We start from the raw sequence: 13,395 nt of genomic DNA, 5'->3' as shown, positions 1-13,395 counted from the left end.
TCGTTTGAGTGGGCGAAAAATTTGTGTAAGAGAAATTAGAACTTTCAAAACCTCGCTATAAGCTATTGAAAGCTATTGAAAGCTATTGCGATAATATCGGTTACCCGGTCATAATAAGGCCATTGAACTATATGATTCCTCGCAACGACATCCCAACCGAAGCGTTTTGGCTGCTGTTTTTATGGCCGCATCAGCATCGGATCAACCTTGAATTCGGAATGGAGGCCTTGGGCGCATGACAACGGACGGCAGAATGCTTTTTTTGCTGGTCCTTCTCCCTTTTTTAGGTAGCGCCATAACTGGTCTTTTCAGGAGTGTCGACCGAACCGGGTCAGCATGGTTTTCAGCTGCGATCGCGCTTGTCGCTTTTGTAATCGCGATCAGCCTTTATCCGGTCGTCTCTGAAGGGCAGGTGCTTCGCGGTACGGTGGAGTGGCTGCCGGCCTATGGTCTCAATGTGACGCTGCGGATGGATGGCTTCTCGTGGCTGTTTGCTGTTCTGATCACCGGGATCGGCTTGCTGGTGGTCATTTACACGCATTATTATATGTCGCCGGAAGACCCGGTCCCGCGCTTCTTCTCATTTCTTCAGGCATTTATGGGTGCGATGCTTGGTATTGTCCTTTCGGGCAATATTATCTTGCTTGCGGTCTTTTGGGAATTAACAAGCATTTTCTCATTTCTGTTGATCGGTTATTGGTATCAGAATGCGAGCGCGCGCGATGGTGCGCGCATGGCGCTGACGGTAACCGGGATCGGCGGATTCTGTCTGTTAGCGGGCGTTATTCTGCTTGGACATATTGTTGGCAGTTATGACCTCGATCAGGTGCTTGCTTCTGGCAATCTTGTTCGCACCCATCCGCTTTATACGGTCGCATTCATTTTAATTTTGTTGGCTGCCTTTACAAAAAGTGCGCAGTTTCCATTTCATTTCTGGCTACCAAATGCCATGGCTGCGCCTACACCAGTGTCCGCATATTTGCATTCGGCGACTATGGTGAAAGCCGGGGTATTTTTGCTGGCGCGTTTGTGGCCGGTATTTGCAGGCACAGAAGAATGGTTCTGGATTCTTGGTATTGGCGGTCTCACAACCTTGTTGATCGCGAGTTTTTTTGCCGTCTTTCAGCAGGATCTTAAAGGGCTTTTAGCCTATTCAACCATTTCAAACCTTGGTTTGATAACGACCTTGTTAAGCCTTGGCAGCCCGCTTGCGACGGTCGCCGCTATTTTCCATATGGTCAATCACGCCATTTTTAAAGCGTCACTTTTCATGGCCGCGGGCATTATAGACCACGAAACTGGCGTCCGAGATATGCGCAAACTCAGCGGTCTCTTGCGCTATATGCCTTATACGGCAACGCTTGCGATGGTCGCTAGTGCTTCTATGGCGGGCGTCCCGCTGCTTAACGGCTTTCTCTCCAAAGAGATGTTTTTTGCAGAAGCGGTTGAAACCCATATGCCCTCTTGGCTGGACACGATCACGCCTTATGTCGCCACTATCGCGGGTATGTTCACGGTCGCCTATTCAATCCGTTTCATCTATTCCACCTTCTTTGGTCCGCCGCCGGTGGGTTTGCCAAAAGAGCCTCACGAGCCGCCGCGTTGGATGCGCCGGCCCATCGAGCTTTTGGTTCTTTTATGTCTTTTGATCGGGATTGTACCGGGTCTTTCGATCGGGCCTTTCTTGCATTCAGCGGTCGTAGCTGTGCTCGGCGATGCTACGCCCAATTATAGTCTAGCGGTCTGGCATGGCTTTAATGTGCCACTCATGATGAGCTTTATTGCCATGATTGGCGGTATTTTACTGCACTGGATGCTGAAAAATTACCTCGCCACGAGTGAGGACGGACCGCCTTTTTTCCGGCATTTGCAGGGGCAGCGCATTTTTGAGCGAGTTCTGGTGACGCTATCGTGGAACTGGGCCCGTAAAGCTGAAGCATTTCTAAGTACGCGCAAATTGCAGCCGCAACTGCGCATCGTTGTTGCGGTGGCTTTTGTGGCCGCTGCTTGGCCGATTTTTGAAGACGGTATTCAAGTAGGTGCATTGGCCGTGCAGCCCGTTGACCCAATCTTTGCCATCCTCTGGATATTGGGCGGGGCCTGCGCAATTGGTGCTGCTTATCAGGCAAAATATCATCGTCTTGCGGCGCTGATACTTCTTGGCGGTGCGGGTTTGGTCACCTGCATAACATTTGTGTGGTTTTCGGCGCCAGATTTGGCTGTCACGCAATTACTGGTAGAGATTGTCACTACGGTATTGCTTCTGCTCGGATTACGTTGGCTCCCCAAACGTTGGCAGGGTACCGACCCTGAATCCGTGCAAATCGGCCCGAGAATTCGACGTTATCGCGACTTTACGCTGGCGATTTGTAGCGGAATAGGGATTTTCATCGTAGTCTATGCGATGATGACCCGGCCTGTCGCCAATAGTATCGGGGATTTCTTCCTTGAACATGCCTATTCCGGCGGTGGCGGCAAAAACGTCGTCAACGTTATTCTGGTTGATTTCCGCGCTTTCGATACATTCGGTGAGATTGCGGTACTTGGAATCGTGGCGCTAACGATTTTCGCATTGCTGCGCCGTTTCCGGCCTGCGCCGGACAGCACCGGATCAACGGAACAGCAAAGAATTCAAGACGCATATGATGAAGCCATGCCTGACCGCAGGTCGGGTGAAACTCTGATGGAGTACCTCGCGGTACCATCGGTTATTATGCAATGGCTTTTCCCGGTTATTATCGTGCTGGCGGTGCATCTCTTCCTGCGAGGGCATGATTTGCCCGGTGGGGGATTTGCCGCAGGTATAGCGCTCGCGATTGCGTTTTTGTTGCAATATCTTGCCGCTGGCACCCGGTGGGTGGAAGACAGGCTTCGCATTTTGCCAGTTCGCTGGATTGGTATCGGTTTGTTGGCCGCAGCCGCCACCGGCGCGGGGGCCTGGATATTTGGATATCCGTTCCTGACGTCATTCTTCCAATATGTCGATATTCCGCATATTGGCAAAATGCCGCTGGCAAGTGCACTCTCGTTTGATTTTGGTGTTTTTGCTCTGGTTGTTGGCGCTACGGTTTTGATTTTGATTGCTCTTGCTCACCAATCAATCCGCAAACACCGCGTGGAGAAAACCGCTGCTGCGAAGGAGGAGAACTGATGGAACTCGTCCTCGCTATCGCAATTGGTGTCCTGATGGCATCGGGTGTCTGGCTTATCCTACGCCCGCGGACTTTCCAGGTGGCTATCGGGCTTTCGCTTATTTCCTATGCGGTTAATCTTTTCATATTTGCGATGGGGCGCATCCGCACCAATGCGCCGCCGGTGCTTGAATCTGGGCTCAATGTTGAAGCATCACAATATACAGATCCTGTTCCGCAGGCTTTGGTTCTCACCGCAATTGTTATTGGCTTTGCAATGACAGCATTGTTCCTTGTCGTGCTGCTCGCTTCACGCGGATTGACACGAACCGATCACGTCGACGGCAAGGAGAATTGATAATGGAGTGGAAATCGCATCTCCTTGTCGCGCCCATCGTGTTGCCGCTTGTGACGGCAGCTTTGCTGCTCATGTTTGACGAGCGTAAGCGCAAGCTCAAGATGGGGATCAATTTAGCTTCTATTTTCCTGCTCATTATCATCAGCTTTACCTTGCTGGGAATGGCCCGGGAGGTTTCGCCTCGCGCAGACGTGTATTTGATTGGAAATTGGCCCGCTCCCTTCGGCATTGTTTTGGTGCTGGACCAATTGGCCGCAGTCATGCTGGTGTTAACCAGCCTGTTGGGAATGGCGTCGCTGAGCTTTTCTCTTGCGCATTGGTATAAAGCAAGCCCGCATTTTCACACGATTTTTCAGTTCTTGCTAATGGGGCTGAATGGCGCGTTTCTTACCGGCGATCTGTTTAATCTTTTTGTGTTTTTTGAAGTCATGCTCGCGGCTTCTTATGGGTTAGCACTGCATGGGTCTGGCTCGGCACGCGTAAAGGCGGGTTTACATTATATTGCGGTAAATCTCGTTGCATCTTCGCTTTTCCTGATTGGGGTCAGCTTGATCTATGGTGTGACGGGTACGCTTAATATGGCAGATCTGGCGCAGAGAATTGCTCAAGTTGCTCCTGAAGACAGAATGTTGCTGGAAGCGGGCGCTGCCGTTTTGGGTACAGCATTTTTGATCAAAGCCGGCATGTGGCCACTCAATTTTTGGCTGGCACCGACCTATACCGTTGCTGCGGCACCCATTGCGGCAATATTCGTGATCATGAGTAAGGTTGGCGTTTATGTTCTTTTGCGGCTGTCGCCACTCATGTTCGGCATAGGAGGTGGGTCTTCCTATGGCTTCGGTAGCGACTGGCTCTATTATGGCGGTATGATCACCCTTGCTTTTGGCCTCATCGGCGTCGTCGCATCGCAGGCAATGGGACGGTTGGCTAGCTATAGTATTTTGGTTTCGTCGGGCACACTGCTGGCCGCAGTGGGCAGCGGAAATACCGCTATGACCGGGGCTGCACTTTATTATATGGTAAGTTCGACGCTTACGATCGCGGCATTTTTTATGCTGATTGAACTGATTGAGCGGGGACAAGACGCCGCTGCGAACGTGCTTGCCGTTACCGTTGAAGCCTATGGTGATGAGGAAGAAGAGGAAGAGGAAGAGGAGGTAGGTGCAGTTTTGCCAGCGACCTTGGCCGTTCTGGGTTCTTTCTTTGCCATTTGTGCTATTTTGTTAATCGGTCTTCCGCCATTTTCAGGTTTTATTGCCAAGTTTTTGTTGTTGGCTGCCGTATTCAATGGCGACGGAGCTTCGCCGGAAATGGCAATACCAGTAAGCCCTGCAAGCTGGGTTTTGATTACCCTTATTCTGCTGTCTGGCCTTTCGGCGTTGATTGCTATGACGCGAACTGGAATTCGAACTTTCTGGGCGTCGTTGGAGGGGAATGTGCCCCGTGTTCTGGTCCGTGAAGCTGTGCCAATTGCCGGACTTTTAGTGGTTTGTCTTGCCCTTACCGTAGCGGCTGGGCCAGCAATGGACTATTTGGATGCAACGGCTCGCTCACTCCATAATCCGAACGACTATATAGACAGCGTTTTGACAGCGCCGAGGGCAGGGGGATAAAGTCAAATGAAGAAGATTTTTCCTTTTCCGCTGCTGTTTACTTCCTTAGTGATTTTTTGGCTGCTGCTGAATGGCTTTACCAGAGGTCAGCTTTTGATTGGCCTAATCGTGGCATTTTTTGCCAGTCTGTCCATGAAGGCGCTTGAACCCGGTAAAATACGCATACGCTCGGTTCCCACCATCATCACTTTGCTTTGGAAAGTTCTTGTCGACATCCTGCAATCGAATATAGCTGTAGCTAAATTGGTGCTTTCGAAGCATGAACGTCGCCCTGGTTTTGTCGTCATTCCGCTCGAACTGGAAAACAGGGTAGGGCTGGCCATTCTAGCTTGCATTATTACTGCCACACCGGGAACCGCTTGGGTCGATTATCACGTGGCGCGCCGTACATTGACTATACATGTATTAGATCTTGAAGATGCAAAGGCTTGGCGAGACACGATTAAACAACGGTATGAACAACCATTGATCAAAATATTTGGTGCTAAAGATATTATTGATCAGAGGATGGCGGTTAAAGAGGAAAAATCAGCATGAGCGCAGTAATTCTCTTCTGGTCCCTGCTTGCGACGCAATTCATGCTCGTAATCGCAATGGGATGCACCGTTTATCGTTTATTGGTCGGTCCTCGTGCGCAAGATAGAATTCTTGCAACCGATGCGCTTTATCTCAACTCACTCATGCTGCTTCTGACATTTGGGATGCGAACCGGAAATATTATGTATTTCGAAGCGGCTTTGATAATCGCGCTACTGAGCTTTGTGGGAACTGTTGCATTGGCCAAATTTCTCATGCGCGGAGAGGTGATCGAATGATTGGAGCAGCAGATCTTCCTGTTTGGGCCGCGGTTCTTGTCTCATTCTTTCTGCTAGCAGGAGGTATTTTGACCCTCATCGGTTGTATCGGCCTGATCCGGTTTAAAAGTTTTTATGAGCGCCTTCACGCTCCCACGCTCGGGTCTACCTTTGGGGTGGGAGGTATCTTGATTGCATCGATTATATTCTTCTCCATCTTGCAATCTAAGCCAATTTTGCATGAAGTATTAATTACCGTTTTTGTGGTCGTCACAACACCGGTAACATTTATGCTGTTAAGCCGTGCTGTGATCCATCGTGATCAAACACGCGATAGTAAAGAATTGCCTTCGTCTTCCAACACGCCATAGGTTGGAAAGATGGGCCGCATGGGAGGATGCGAAGCCTGCGGCCAATTGTCCATCGATGCCCTTCAGTCGGTAGAGTTGATTGAAAGGGCGAGAGATAAGCCTTATTTGATTTTCAGTAATTTCTGAAAATTCAGAATTGCGGGAGAGAGTGTTTTGCAGTTGTCGCCAGTTGTTCAATCATTCGTGCTCCATTTTGGAGAGATGGGAAACCGGTGGGGAATTAATCGCACGGTAGGGCAGATTTATGCTTTGCTTTATCTCTCAACTGACCCTTTATGTGCGGATGATATTGTTGAGGCGCTTGGTGTATCGAGATCCAACGTTTCAATGGGCATTCGCGAATTGCAGGGGTGGAATTTAATTCTTCTAAAACATATTCCCGGTGACCGACGCGATTTTTACACGACACCCGACGATGTCTGGCAAATTTTGCGGACCCTTGCTGAAGAGCGCAAAAAACGTGAAATCGACCCCACTTTGACGGTGTTGCGCGAGGTGCTTATGGAGCCTGCGCAAGATGATAAGGACCGTTATGCGCAAGAGCGCATGAAAGATATGTATGCCTTAATTGAGCGGCTGACGAACTGGTATGATGACGTCAAGAAGCTCGATACGGAAAGATTGACGAGCCTCTTGGCACTGGGCGCTAAAGTCACGCGTTTTCTCGAAACCACGGATAAAATCGTAGCATTAGGACGCGGACGGTCTACGGCTAAAAAGGAGCCTAAACGAGAGTGACGACACCTCCCCATGGGAAACATCTGGAGCCTCGAGCAGGGGAGGAGACCGCACGAGGGATCTATGACCCGTCTCGCAGTGTTATTCCCAGAACACTTAATTGGGGGGCGAGTCTACAAGTATTAGCAGCGTTATTATGGTTACCGCAGGCTGCTTTACTTGCTTATGGGGTTGGTCAGTTAGTCGATATCGGCTTCACATCAACGATATATTATCTTGCAATCGGCATATTCCTGATCGGCTGTAGTCGCAGTTTGTTAGACGGTTGGGGCTCCGCGATTGCCTATGACGCGGCGCGTAGGGAACTTACTCTTTTGCGCGAACAAGCAATCGAAACCCTGTCCAAACATTCACCTTTTGACAAAGAACGCCCGACCTCGGGTGAATCCGCGAGTATTTTGGGCGAACAAGCTGAAACGGTGGTGCCTTATTTATCGCGTTTTGTGCCCGTGCGTTTCCGGGTCGTTGCGGTACCTTTGGTAATTCTTGCTATTGTTACCTGGTTTTCTTGGATTTCCGGCCTAGTTCTGCTCGTGGCTGCTCCACTTATTCCAATTTTTATGGCGTTGATTGGTTGGAGAGCACAGGCTGCGAGTGAAAAACAACTCGTAGCCCTTGGAGATATGAACGGATTCTTGCTCGACCGTTTGCGCGGTCTGAGTAGCATCCGTAGCTTTCACGCCGTTGATAGCACAGCGCGCGAGCTGCGTAAAAATGCGGAAACATTGCGCGAAAAGACCATGATAGTGCTGCGCATAGCGTTCTTATCGTCGGCCGTATTAGAGTTTTTTGCGGCAATCGGCGTTGCTATGGTCGCTGTCTATATTGGCTTCCACTTTCTTGGGCAGTTGGACTTTGGCGCCTGGGGCAACAAGCTTACGCTGGCAGAAGGTCTATTTATCCTTTTACTGGCCCCGACCTTTTTCGAGCCCTTGCGGGAACTTTCCGCAGTTTGGCATGACCGAGCGTCAGGAGAGGCCGCAATCAAAGCTTTAAAACAGCTTGCGCAAAATACGGCGCCTATTGTTGGCTCGCTTGAGACCAAAAACAGCGCTGATATCAGTCCATCAATCGAGCTAGATAATATCGATTTTGCTTATCCTAACGCCCAAAAGACCTTTTCGAACCTATCGCTTGAGATTGGGGGTGGTGAACACGTTGCTTTGTTAGCGCCAAGCGGACATGGTAAATCCACGTTGCTGGCTCTGATAGCTGGGCTTATCGCCCCACAAAGCGGGCAGATCAAAATTGGTGGCGTGGCTTTAAATAGTGAAACGGCTTCGCGTTTTCGTTCAAAAATGCGCTGGGTAGGGCAAAAGCCGCATATATTCTTTGGCAGCGCCCGGCATAATATTACCCTCGGTCGCGATGCACAACACGGTGATATAGCGACGATCATTGATCAAATGGCACTGGGCCATGTGGTAGGCGTTACAGGCAACGGCATCATTGGTGAAAATGGTAGAGGTCTGTCAGGCGGAGAAACCCTGCGATTGGCGCTAGCCCGTATCGCTCTCGACCAGGATGCTCAAATTATTTTGGTCGATGAACCAACCGCTCATCTTGACCGACACACCGCAAGGCAAATTACTGATACATTGCTCGACCTTGCAAAAGGAAAAACTCTCATCGTTTCGACGCATGATGAAGAACTGGCGCGTCAGATGGATAGAATTATCCGGATTGATGGATTTTGCGATGCCGCGAACCAATTGCACAAGAGGGCAGCGGAATGAACAATCTTCAATATTTAAATTCTATTCTCAGCTTGTTCTTCGCAACCCACAAACGTGCGCTGCTGGTGGGGATTGCTAGCGCTACTGCCACGGTGATTGCCGGTATCGCTTTGCTCGGACTGTCCGGATGGTTCATCACCGCAACCGCTATTGCGGGTTTAAGCATTGCTTCCGCAATGGTTTTTGATGTCTTCATGCCTGCGGCGGGCATTCGGTTTTTAGCTATTTTTCGTACCGGCGCTCGATATGTTGAACGGCTAATTACGCATAATACCACATTGCTTATTCTCGCCGCTCTTCGTGAAAGACTTTTCCGCAGTTGGGCGAAGCCAGCAATCGCCGATCTTTTGCTTAAACGTCCTGCGCGACTGCTCTTTCGCCTTACGCTTGATATCGATGCGCTTGATACGCTTTACCTTCGAGTGATAGTGCCATTGGGTGCCGCGCTTGCAACGGTTCTTCTGCTAGCCATCGCGCTTGGATTGATGCATCCTGTTTTCGGGATTAGCGCTGCCGGATTGCTTTTGTTGGTCGGTATTGGCCTTCCTTTGCTGGCCTCTTTTCGAGCGGAAAAACCGATGCGCCGCAGAGCAAAAGGCACAGAAGCCTTGCGGGCGCGGGTGATTGACATGGTGGCAGGCCAGACGGATCTGATCATGGCGGGCCGGATGCCAGCGCAAATCAAGGCTGTCCAGCGCGCAGATGATTATATTGCTTCGTCCGATCGGACACTGAACCGAATCGAAATTTTAACCGGTACTGGCTTGGGGATTCTTCACGCGGCATTATTGTCGGGTGGCTTGGTTGTGGCTGGTTTGCTGGTTTATTCTGGTAATATTAGCGCACCGGTCGCGGCCCTTGCTTTGCTTATCATTCTTGGTGCGATTGAGCCCTTTATGGCACTTCGGCGCGGTGCGATCGAATTGGGCCGCACAATCATCGCTGCTCGACGAATAGTGCCGCAACTTGCACAGCCCGATAAAACTATCGAACTTCAACCCCCTATTGAAGGTCTAGCAATTAGGTTGAAAGGAGTGAAAGTCCGGCATCAAGGCGCGCCAGCTTATGCACTTGATGATGTGTCCTTAGATATTAAACCCGGCGAAAGGGTAGCGATTATCGGCACAAGCGGAGCTGGCAAATCGACCCTTCTTAACGTTTTAGCCGGGGAAATAGAGGTCGAACACGGCATAGTGCAAACACTGCCGATACGATTAATGACCCAACGTACCGAGCTTTTTCACGACAATCTTCGCAATAATTTGGGATTTGCGAATCCAAATTCGAGTGATAGCGATCTGATAAAAGCATTGTATAATGCAGGGTTAAAAGAGTTTTTTGAAAAACAGCCCGAAGGGTTGAATTCTAATTTAGGCGAAGGAGGGCTGGGGCTGTCCGGTGGTCAAGCACGACGACTGGCTCTGGCTCGGCTTTTTATTACGGATGTACCCGTTTGGCTTCTTGATGAGCCAACGGAAGGGTTGGACTCATTGACGGCTGAAGATGTCACTTCGAGATTAGAAAGCTTAGCTCAAGGTCGGACCCTATTAATAGCAACACATATTCAGCGCGAAGCGCGGCTTTGCGACCGCATTATTATTTTGGAACAGGGCGAGATCGTCGACACGGTGTACAAAACCGAACATCGATTTAAAGATATTCTTGCTGCCCTGAGATAAATTGGAAAGAGCACCATTTAGTGCTCGCAACATCAGGAGGGCCGTAGCTTACGGCTTAAAAAGATGGAATTCGATATTGTCTCCCTGTCGCGATTGCAATTTGCAATGACGGCACTTTATCACTTCCTCTTCGTGCCTCTGACACTGGGGTTGTCTGTGATGCTAGCCATCATGGAAACCGTTTATGTAATGACCGGACGTTTGATCTGGCGCCAGATGACTAAATTCTGGGGTACGCTATTTGGGATCAATTTCGTGATGGGCGTTGCCACAGGGGTGGTGATGGAATTCCAATTTGGTATGAATTGGAGTTATTACAGCCACTATGTCGGAGATATTTTCGGAGCGCCTCTGGCTATTGAAGGGTTGATGGCTTTCTTTCTGGAAGCAACATTTGTTGGCCTGTTCTTTTTTGGCTGGGATCGGCTTTCTAAAGTTGGCCACCTAATGGCGACCTATGCCGTTGCCGCTGGCTCGAATTTTTCAGCCCTTTGGATTTTGATAGCAAATGGCTGGATGCAAAACCCAGTTGGCTCTGCTTTCAATCCCGAAACCATGCGCATGGAAATCACCGATTTTCTCGCCGTCATTCTTAATCCGGTTGCGCAAGCCAAATTTGTTCACACGGTTTCTGCGGGCTATGCAACGGCTGCGATTTTTGTGCTGGGAGTATCGGCCTGGTACTTGCTCAAGGGCAGATCGGTTGAGCTGGCAAAGCGCTCAATGACCGTTGCTGCGTCTTTCGGCTTGGCAGCTTCACTCTCCGTAGTGGTTCTGGGTGATGAGAGCGGCTATCTGGCCAATGAACATCAAAAGATGAAAATTGCAGCTATCGAAGCCATGTGGGAAACACAGCCCGCGCCAGCATCTTTTACCGTGTTTGGTTTTCCTGATCAGGAAGCGCGCGAAACCCATTATGCCGTGCATATACCTTGGGTTATGGGGCTAATTGGTACACGTTCTTTAACAGAACCTATTGAAGGTATTAATGAACTTGTTCTGAAGGCTGAAGGTCATATCCGCCGTGGTATTATTGCATATGACGCCTTGGAAAAAATCAGGGCGCTCAGCGATAAAAGTCAGATACCGCAAGATGTGAAAGAAGCCTTTGAGGATAATGGACAGTGGCTCGGATATGCTTTGCTGCTCAAGCGCTATGTGGATGATCCACGCGACGCGACTGACGCGCAAATCGTTCAGGCTGCAAATGACACTGTGCCCGGCGTGTTGCCGTTGTTCTGGGCATTTCGGATTATGGTCGGAATAGGCTTTTTCCTGATTTTGCTGACCGGTATATTCTTTATTTTATCGGCTCGGCGTAGGTTGGATCACTACCCAATCCTGCTAAAAATTGCAGTCTTTGCGATCCCACTTCCGTGGATTGCAGCCGAAATGGGATGGGTTGTTGCCGAATATGGCCGTCAGCCCTGGTCTATTGAAGGCGTATTGCCAACTGCCGTGGCGGTGTCCGATCATGGTGCGTCTACTGTGCTTGCAACGATCATCGGATTTGTTGCCATTTACTCAGTATTGTTCGTGATCGAAATCGGACTCATGTTGCGCGCCATAAAAGCTGGTCCGGATCCGGACAGCCGTCCTGAAGCCCCGCTTGCCCCGGCAAGCATTGCACCAGCGGAGTAATAATCATGATACTCAGCGAATTATTAGATTATGAAACCCTGCGGATTATTTGGTGGCTGTTGTTAGGGGTTTTGTTGATTGGCTTTGCAGCATTTGACGGCTTCGATCTCGGGATCGAAATCTTGCTACCGATCATTGGGAAAACCGATACCGAGCGCCGCATCATCATCAATACGATCGGCCCCATTTGGGAAGGAAACCAAGTCTGGTTGATCGTTGCGGGTGGGTCGATCTTTGCTGCGTGGCCGCCGCTTTATGCGGTGTCATTTTCCGGCTTTTATATAGCGATGTTTCTCATTCTGGTCGCCCTTATTCTTCGGCCGGTCGGATTTAAATATCGTTCAAAACGCGAAAGCCAAAGCTGGCGCAATGGCTGGGATTGGGCCTTATTCATCGGCGGCTTTGTGCCAGCATTGATTTTTGGTGTTGCGGTGGGAAATGTCCTGCTCGGAGTACCGTTCCGGCTTGGCGATGATCAACGCATTTTCTATGAGGGCAGTTTCTTCGGATTGCTTAATCCTTTCGCACTTCTCTGCGGGATTTTGTCAGTGTCTATGCTTGCAATGCACGGGGCATCGTGGCTCATCATAAAAACGAGCGGTATCATTCAGCAACGTGCCCGGATTTACGGCTATATAACTGCGGCCGCGACCTTGGTTCTTTATGTATTGGCCGGAATTGTGAGTTGGTTTTGGATATCGGGCTATCGCATCACAAGCGAGATTATTACCAGTGGTCCATCCAATCCTTTGCAAAAAACGGTCGAAGTTGATCCGGGTGCATGGTTTGCCAACTATGCCAATTATCCGATCCTGCTTATCGCACCTGCACTTGGTATTTTGGGCGCAATAGCGGTTTTGATCGCGTTGAAAAGCAGAAGCGAGATTGCCCCGCTTTTGTTCGGCAAGCTTTCTATTTTCGGGATCATTTCCTCGGTAGGCGTTTCAATGTTTCCGTTCTTGCTACCGTCTTCGACGGATCCGCGCTCCAGCCTGACGGTTTGGGATTCTTCATCCAGCCATCTTACGCTGTTTATAATGCTGGTTGTGACGCTGATCTTTCTACCCATCATCGCTGTTTACTCGTCGTGGGTATATAAAGTGCTTTGGGGAAAGATTGATGAGGAAACTATCGAAGATAAATCCAATCATTCCTATTAACCGGGAAAGGAAAACAAATGTGGTATTTTTCCTGGCTGCTTGGGCTGCCATTGGCAGCAGCTTTCGCTGTGCTTAATGCGATGTGGTACGAATTGATGGATGACCGCGCACGCAAACGCCTTTCAGGCGATCCCACGGCTGAAATGGCGCAGCACGAGGATAAAAGCGGGTAGT

General features: G+C 49.8%; 12 protein-coding genes. All 12 read left to right on the top strand.

Features of this window, described 5'->3' with window-relative positions; all coding sequences use genetic code 11:
* Window positions 1-235: 235 nt before the first annotated feature.
* Window positions 236-3,151: a monovalent cation/H+ antiporter subunit A gene (locus C7374_RS05900; RefSeq protein WP_111574695.1), complete on the top strand. Its 2,916-nt coding sequence runs from the start codon at window positions 236-238 to the stop codon at window positions 3,149-3,151.
* The gene (locus tag C7374_RS05895) at window positions 3,151-3,489 is read left to right on the top strand and encodes a Na+/H+ antiporter subunit C (RefSeq protein ID WP_111574694.1); all 339 of its coding nucleotides are present in this window, start codon (window positions 3,151-3,153) and stop codon (window positions 3,487-3,489) included. Before C7374_RS05900 ends, C7374_RS05895 begins: the two co-directional genes overlap by 1 nt.
* A gap of 2 nt (window positions 3,490-3,491) precedes the next feature.
* Window positions 3,492-5,102, top strand: a complete 1,611-nt coding sequence (locus C7374_RS05890; protein WP_111574693.1) for a monovalent cation/H+ antiporter subunit D — start codon at window positions 3,492-3,494, stop codon at window positions 5,100-5,102.
* A gap of 6 nt (window positions 5,103-5,108) precedes the next feature.
* Window positions 5,109-5,639: a Na+/H+ antiporter subunit E gene (locus C7374_RS05885; protein WP_111574692.1), complete on the top strand. Its 531-nt coding sequence runs from the start codon at window positions 5,109-5,111 to the stop codon at window positions 5,637-5,639.
* Window positions 5,636-5,917, top strand: a complete 282-nt coding sequence (locus C7374_RS05880; protein ID WP_111574691.1) for a K+/H+ antiporter subunit F — start codon at window positions 5,636-5,638, stop codon at window positions 5,915-5,917. Before C7374_RS05885 ends, C7374_RS05880 begins: the two co-directional genes overlap by 4 nt.
* Entirely contained in the window at window positions 5,914-6,267 is a 354-nt protein-coding gene (gene mnhG / locus C7374_RS05875; RefSeq protein ID WP_111574690.1) for a monovalent cation/H(+) antiporter subunit G, read from the top strand. Before C7374_RS05880 ends, mnhG begins: the two co-directional genes overlap by 4 nt.
* A 153-nt stretch (window positions 6,268-6,420) precedes the next feature.
* Window positions 6,421-7,005, top strand: a complete 585-nt coding sequence (locus tag C7374_RS05870; RefSeq protein WP_210205081.1) for a GbsR/MarR family transcriptional regulator — start codon at window positions 6,421-6,423, stop codon at window positions 7,003-7,005.
* Between the two features lie 59 nt (window positions 7,006-7,064).
* Window positions 7,065-8,741, top strand: coding sequence for a thiol reductant ABC exporter subunit CydD (gene cydD, locus C7374_RS05865; protein WP_245412599.1), 1,677 nt, complete (start codon window positions 7,065-7,067; stop codon window positions 8,739-8,741).
* Complete coding sequence (gene cydC, locus C7374_RS05860; RefSeq protein WP_111574688.1) at window positions 8,738-10,420, top strand: thiol reductant ABC exporter subunit CydC; 1,683 nt, start codon at window positions 8,738-8,740, stop codon at window positions 10,418-10,420. Before cydD ends, cydC begins: the two co-directional genes overlap by 4 nt.
* A 63-nt stretch (window positions 10,421-10,483) precedes the next feature.
* Window positions 10,484-12,061, top strand: coding sequence for a cytochrome ubiquinol oxidase subunit I (locus tag C7374_RS05855; RefSeq protein WP_111574687.1), 1,578 nt, complete (start codon window positions 10,484-10,486; stop codon window positions 12,059-12,061).
* 5 nt (window positions 12,062-12,066) lie between these two features.
* Window positions 12,067-13,221, top strand: coding sequence for a cytochrome d ubiquinol oxidase subunit II (gene cydB / locus C7374_RS05850; protein ID WP_111574686.1), 1,155 nt, complete (start codon window positions 12,067-12,069; stop codon window positions 13,219-13,221).
* A 17-nt stretch (window positions 13,222-13,238) separates the two neighbouring features.
* On the top strand, window positions 13,239-13,394 hold the full coding sequence (gene cydX, locus C7374_RS05845; protein WP_111574685.1) for a cytochrome bd-I oxidase subunit CydX: 156 nt from the start codon (window positions 13,239-13,241) through the stop codon (window positions 13,392-13,394).
* Window position 13,395 lies beyond the last annotated feature (1 nt).

The sequence above is a fragment of the Falsochrobactrum ovis genome, from assembly GCF_003259955.1.
Taxonomy (GTDB): Bacteria; Pseudomonadota; Alphaproteobacteria; order Rhizobiales; family Rhizobiaceae; genus Brucella; species Brucella ovis_A.
The sequence above is the reverse complement of the archived record's forward strand: the minus strand, read 5'-3'. Positions and strand labels throughout refer to the sequence as shown.

Bases quoted from the DNA above. Each gene is read 5' to 3' on its own strand.
- C7374_RS05900 (WP_111574695.1), top strand. From the start codon at position 236: ATGACAACGGACGGCAGAATGCTTTTTTTGCTGGTCCTTCTCCCTTTT.
- C7374_RS05895 (WP_111574694.1), top strand. From the start codon at position 3,151: ATGGAACTCGTCCTCGCTATCGCAATTGGTGTCCTGATGGCATCGGGT.
- C7374_RS05890 (WP_111574693.1), top strand. From the start codon at position 3,492: ATGGAGTGGAAATCGCATCTCCTTGTCGCGCCCATCGTGTTGCCGCTT.
- C7374_RS05885 (WP_111574692.1), top strand. From the start codon at position 5,109: ATGAAGAAGATTTTTCCTTTTCCGCTGCTGTTTACTTCCTTAGTGATT.
- C7374_RS05880 (WP_111574691.1), top strand. From the start codon at position 5,636: ATGAGCGCAGTAATTCTCTTCTGGTCCCTGCTTGCGACGCAATTCATG.
- mnhG (WP_111574690.1), top strand. From the start codon at position 5,914: ATGATTGGAGCAGCAGATCTTCCTGTTTGGGCCGCGGTTCTTGTCTCA.
- cydC (WP_111574688.1), top strand. From the start codon at position 8,738: ATGAACAATCTTCAATATTTAAATTCTATTCTCAGCTTGTTCTTCGCA.
- C7374_RS05855 (WP_111574687.1), top strand. From the start codon at position 10,484: ATGGAATTCGATATTGTCTCCCTGTCGCGATTGCAATTTGCAATGACG.
- cydB (WP_111574686.1), top strand. From the start codon at position 12,067: ATGATACTCAGCGAATTATTAGATTATGAAACCCTGCGGATTATTTGG.
- cydX (WP_111574685.1), top strand. From the start codon at position 13,239: ATGTGGTATTTTTCCTGGCTGCTTGGGCTGCCATTGGCAGCAGCTTTC.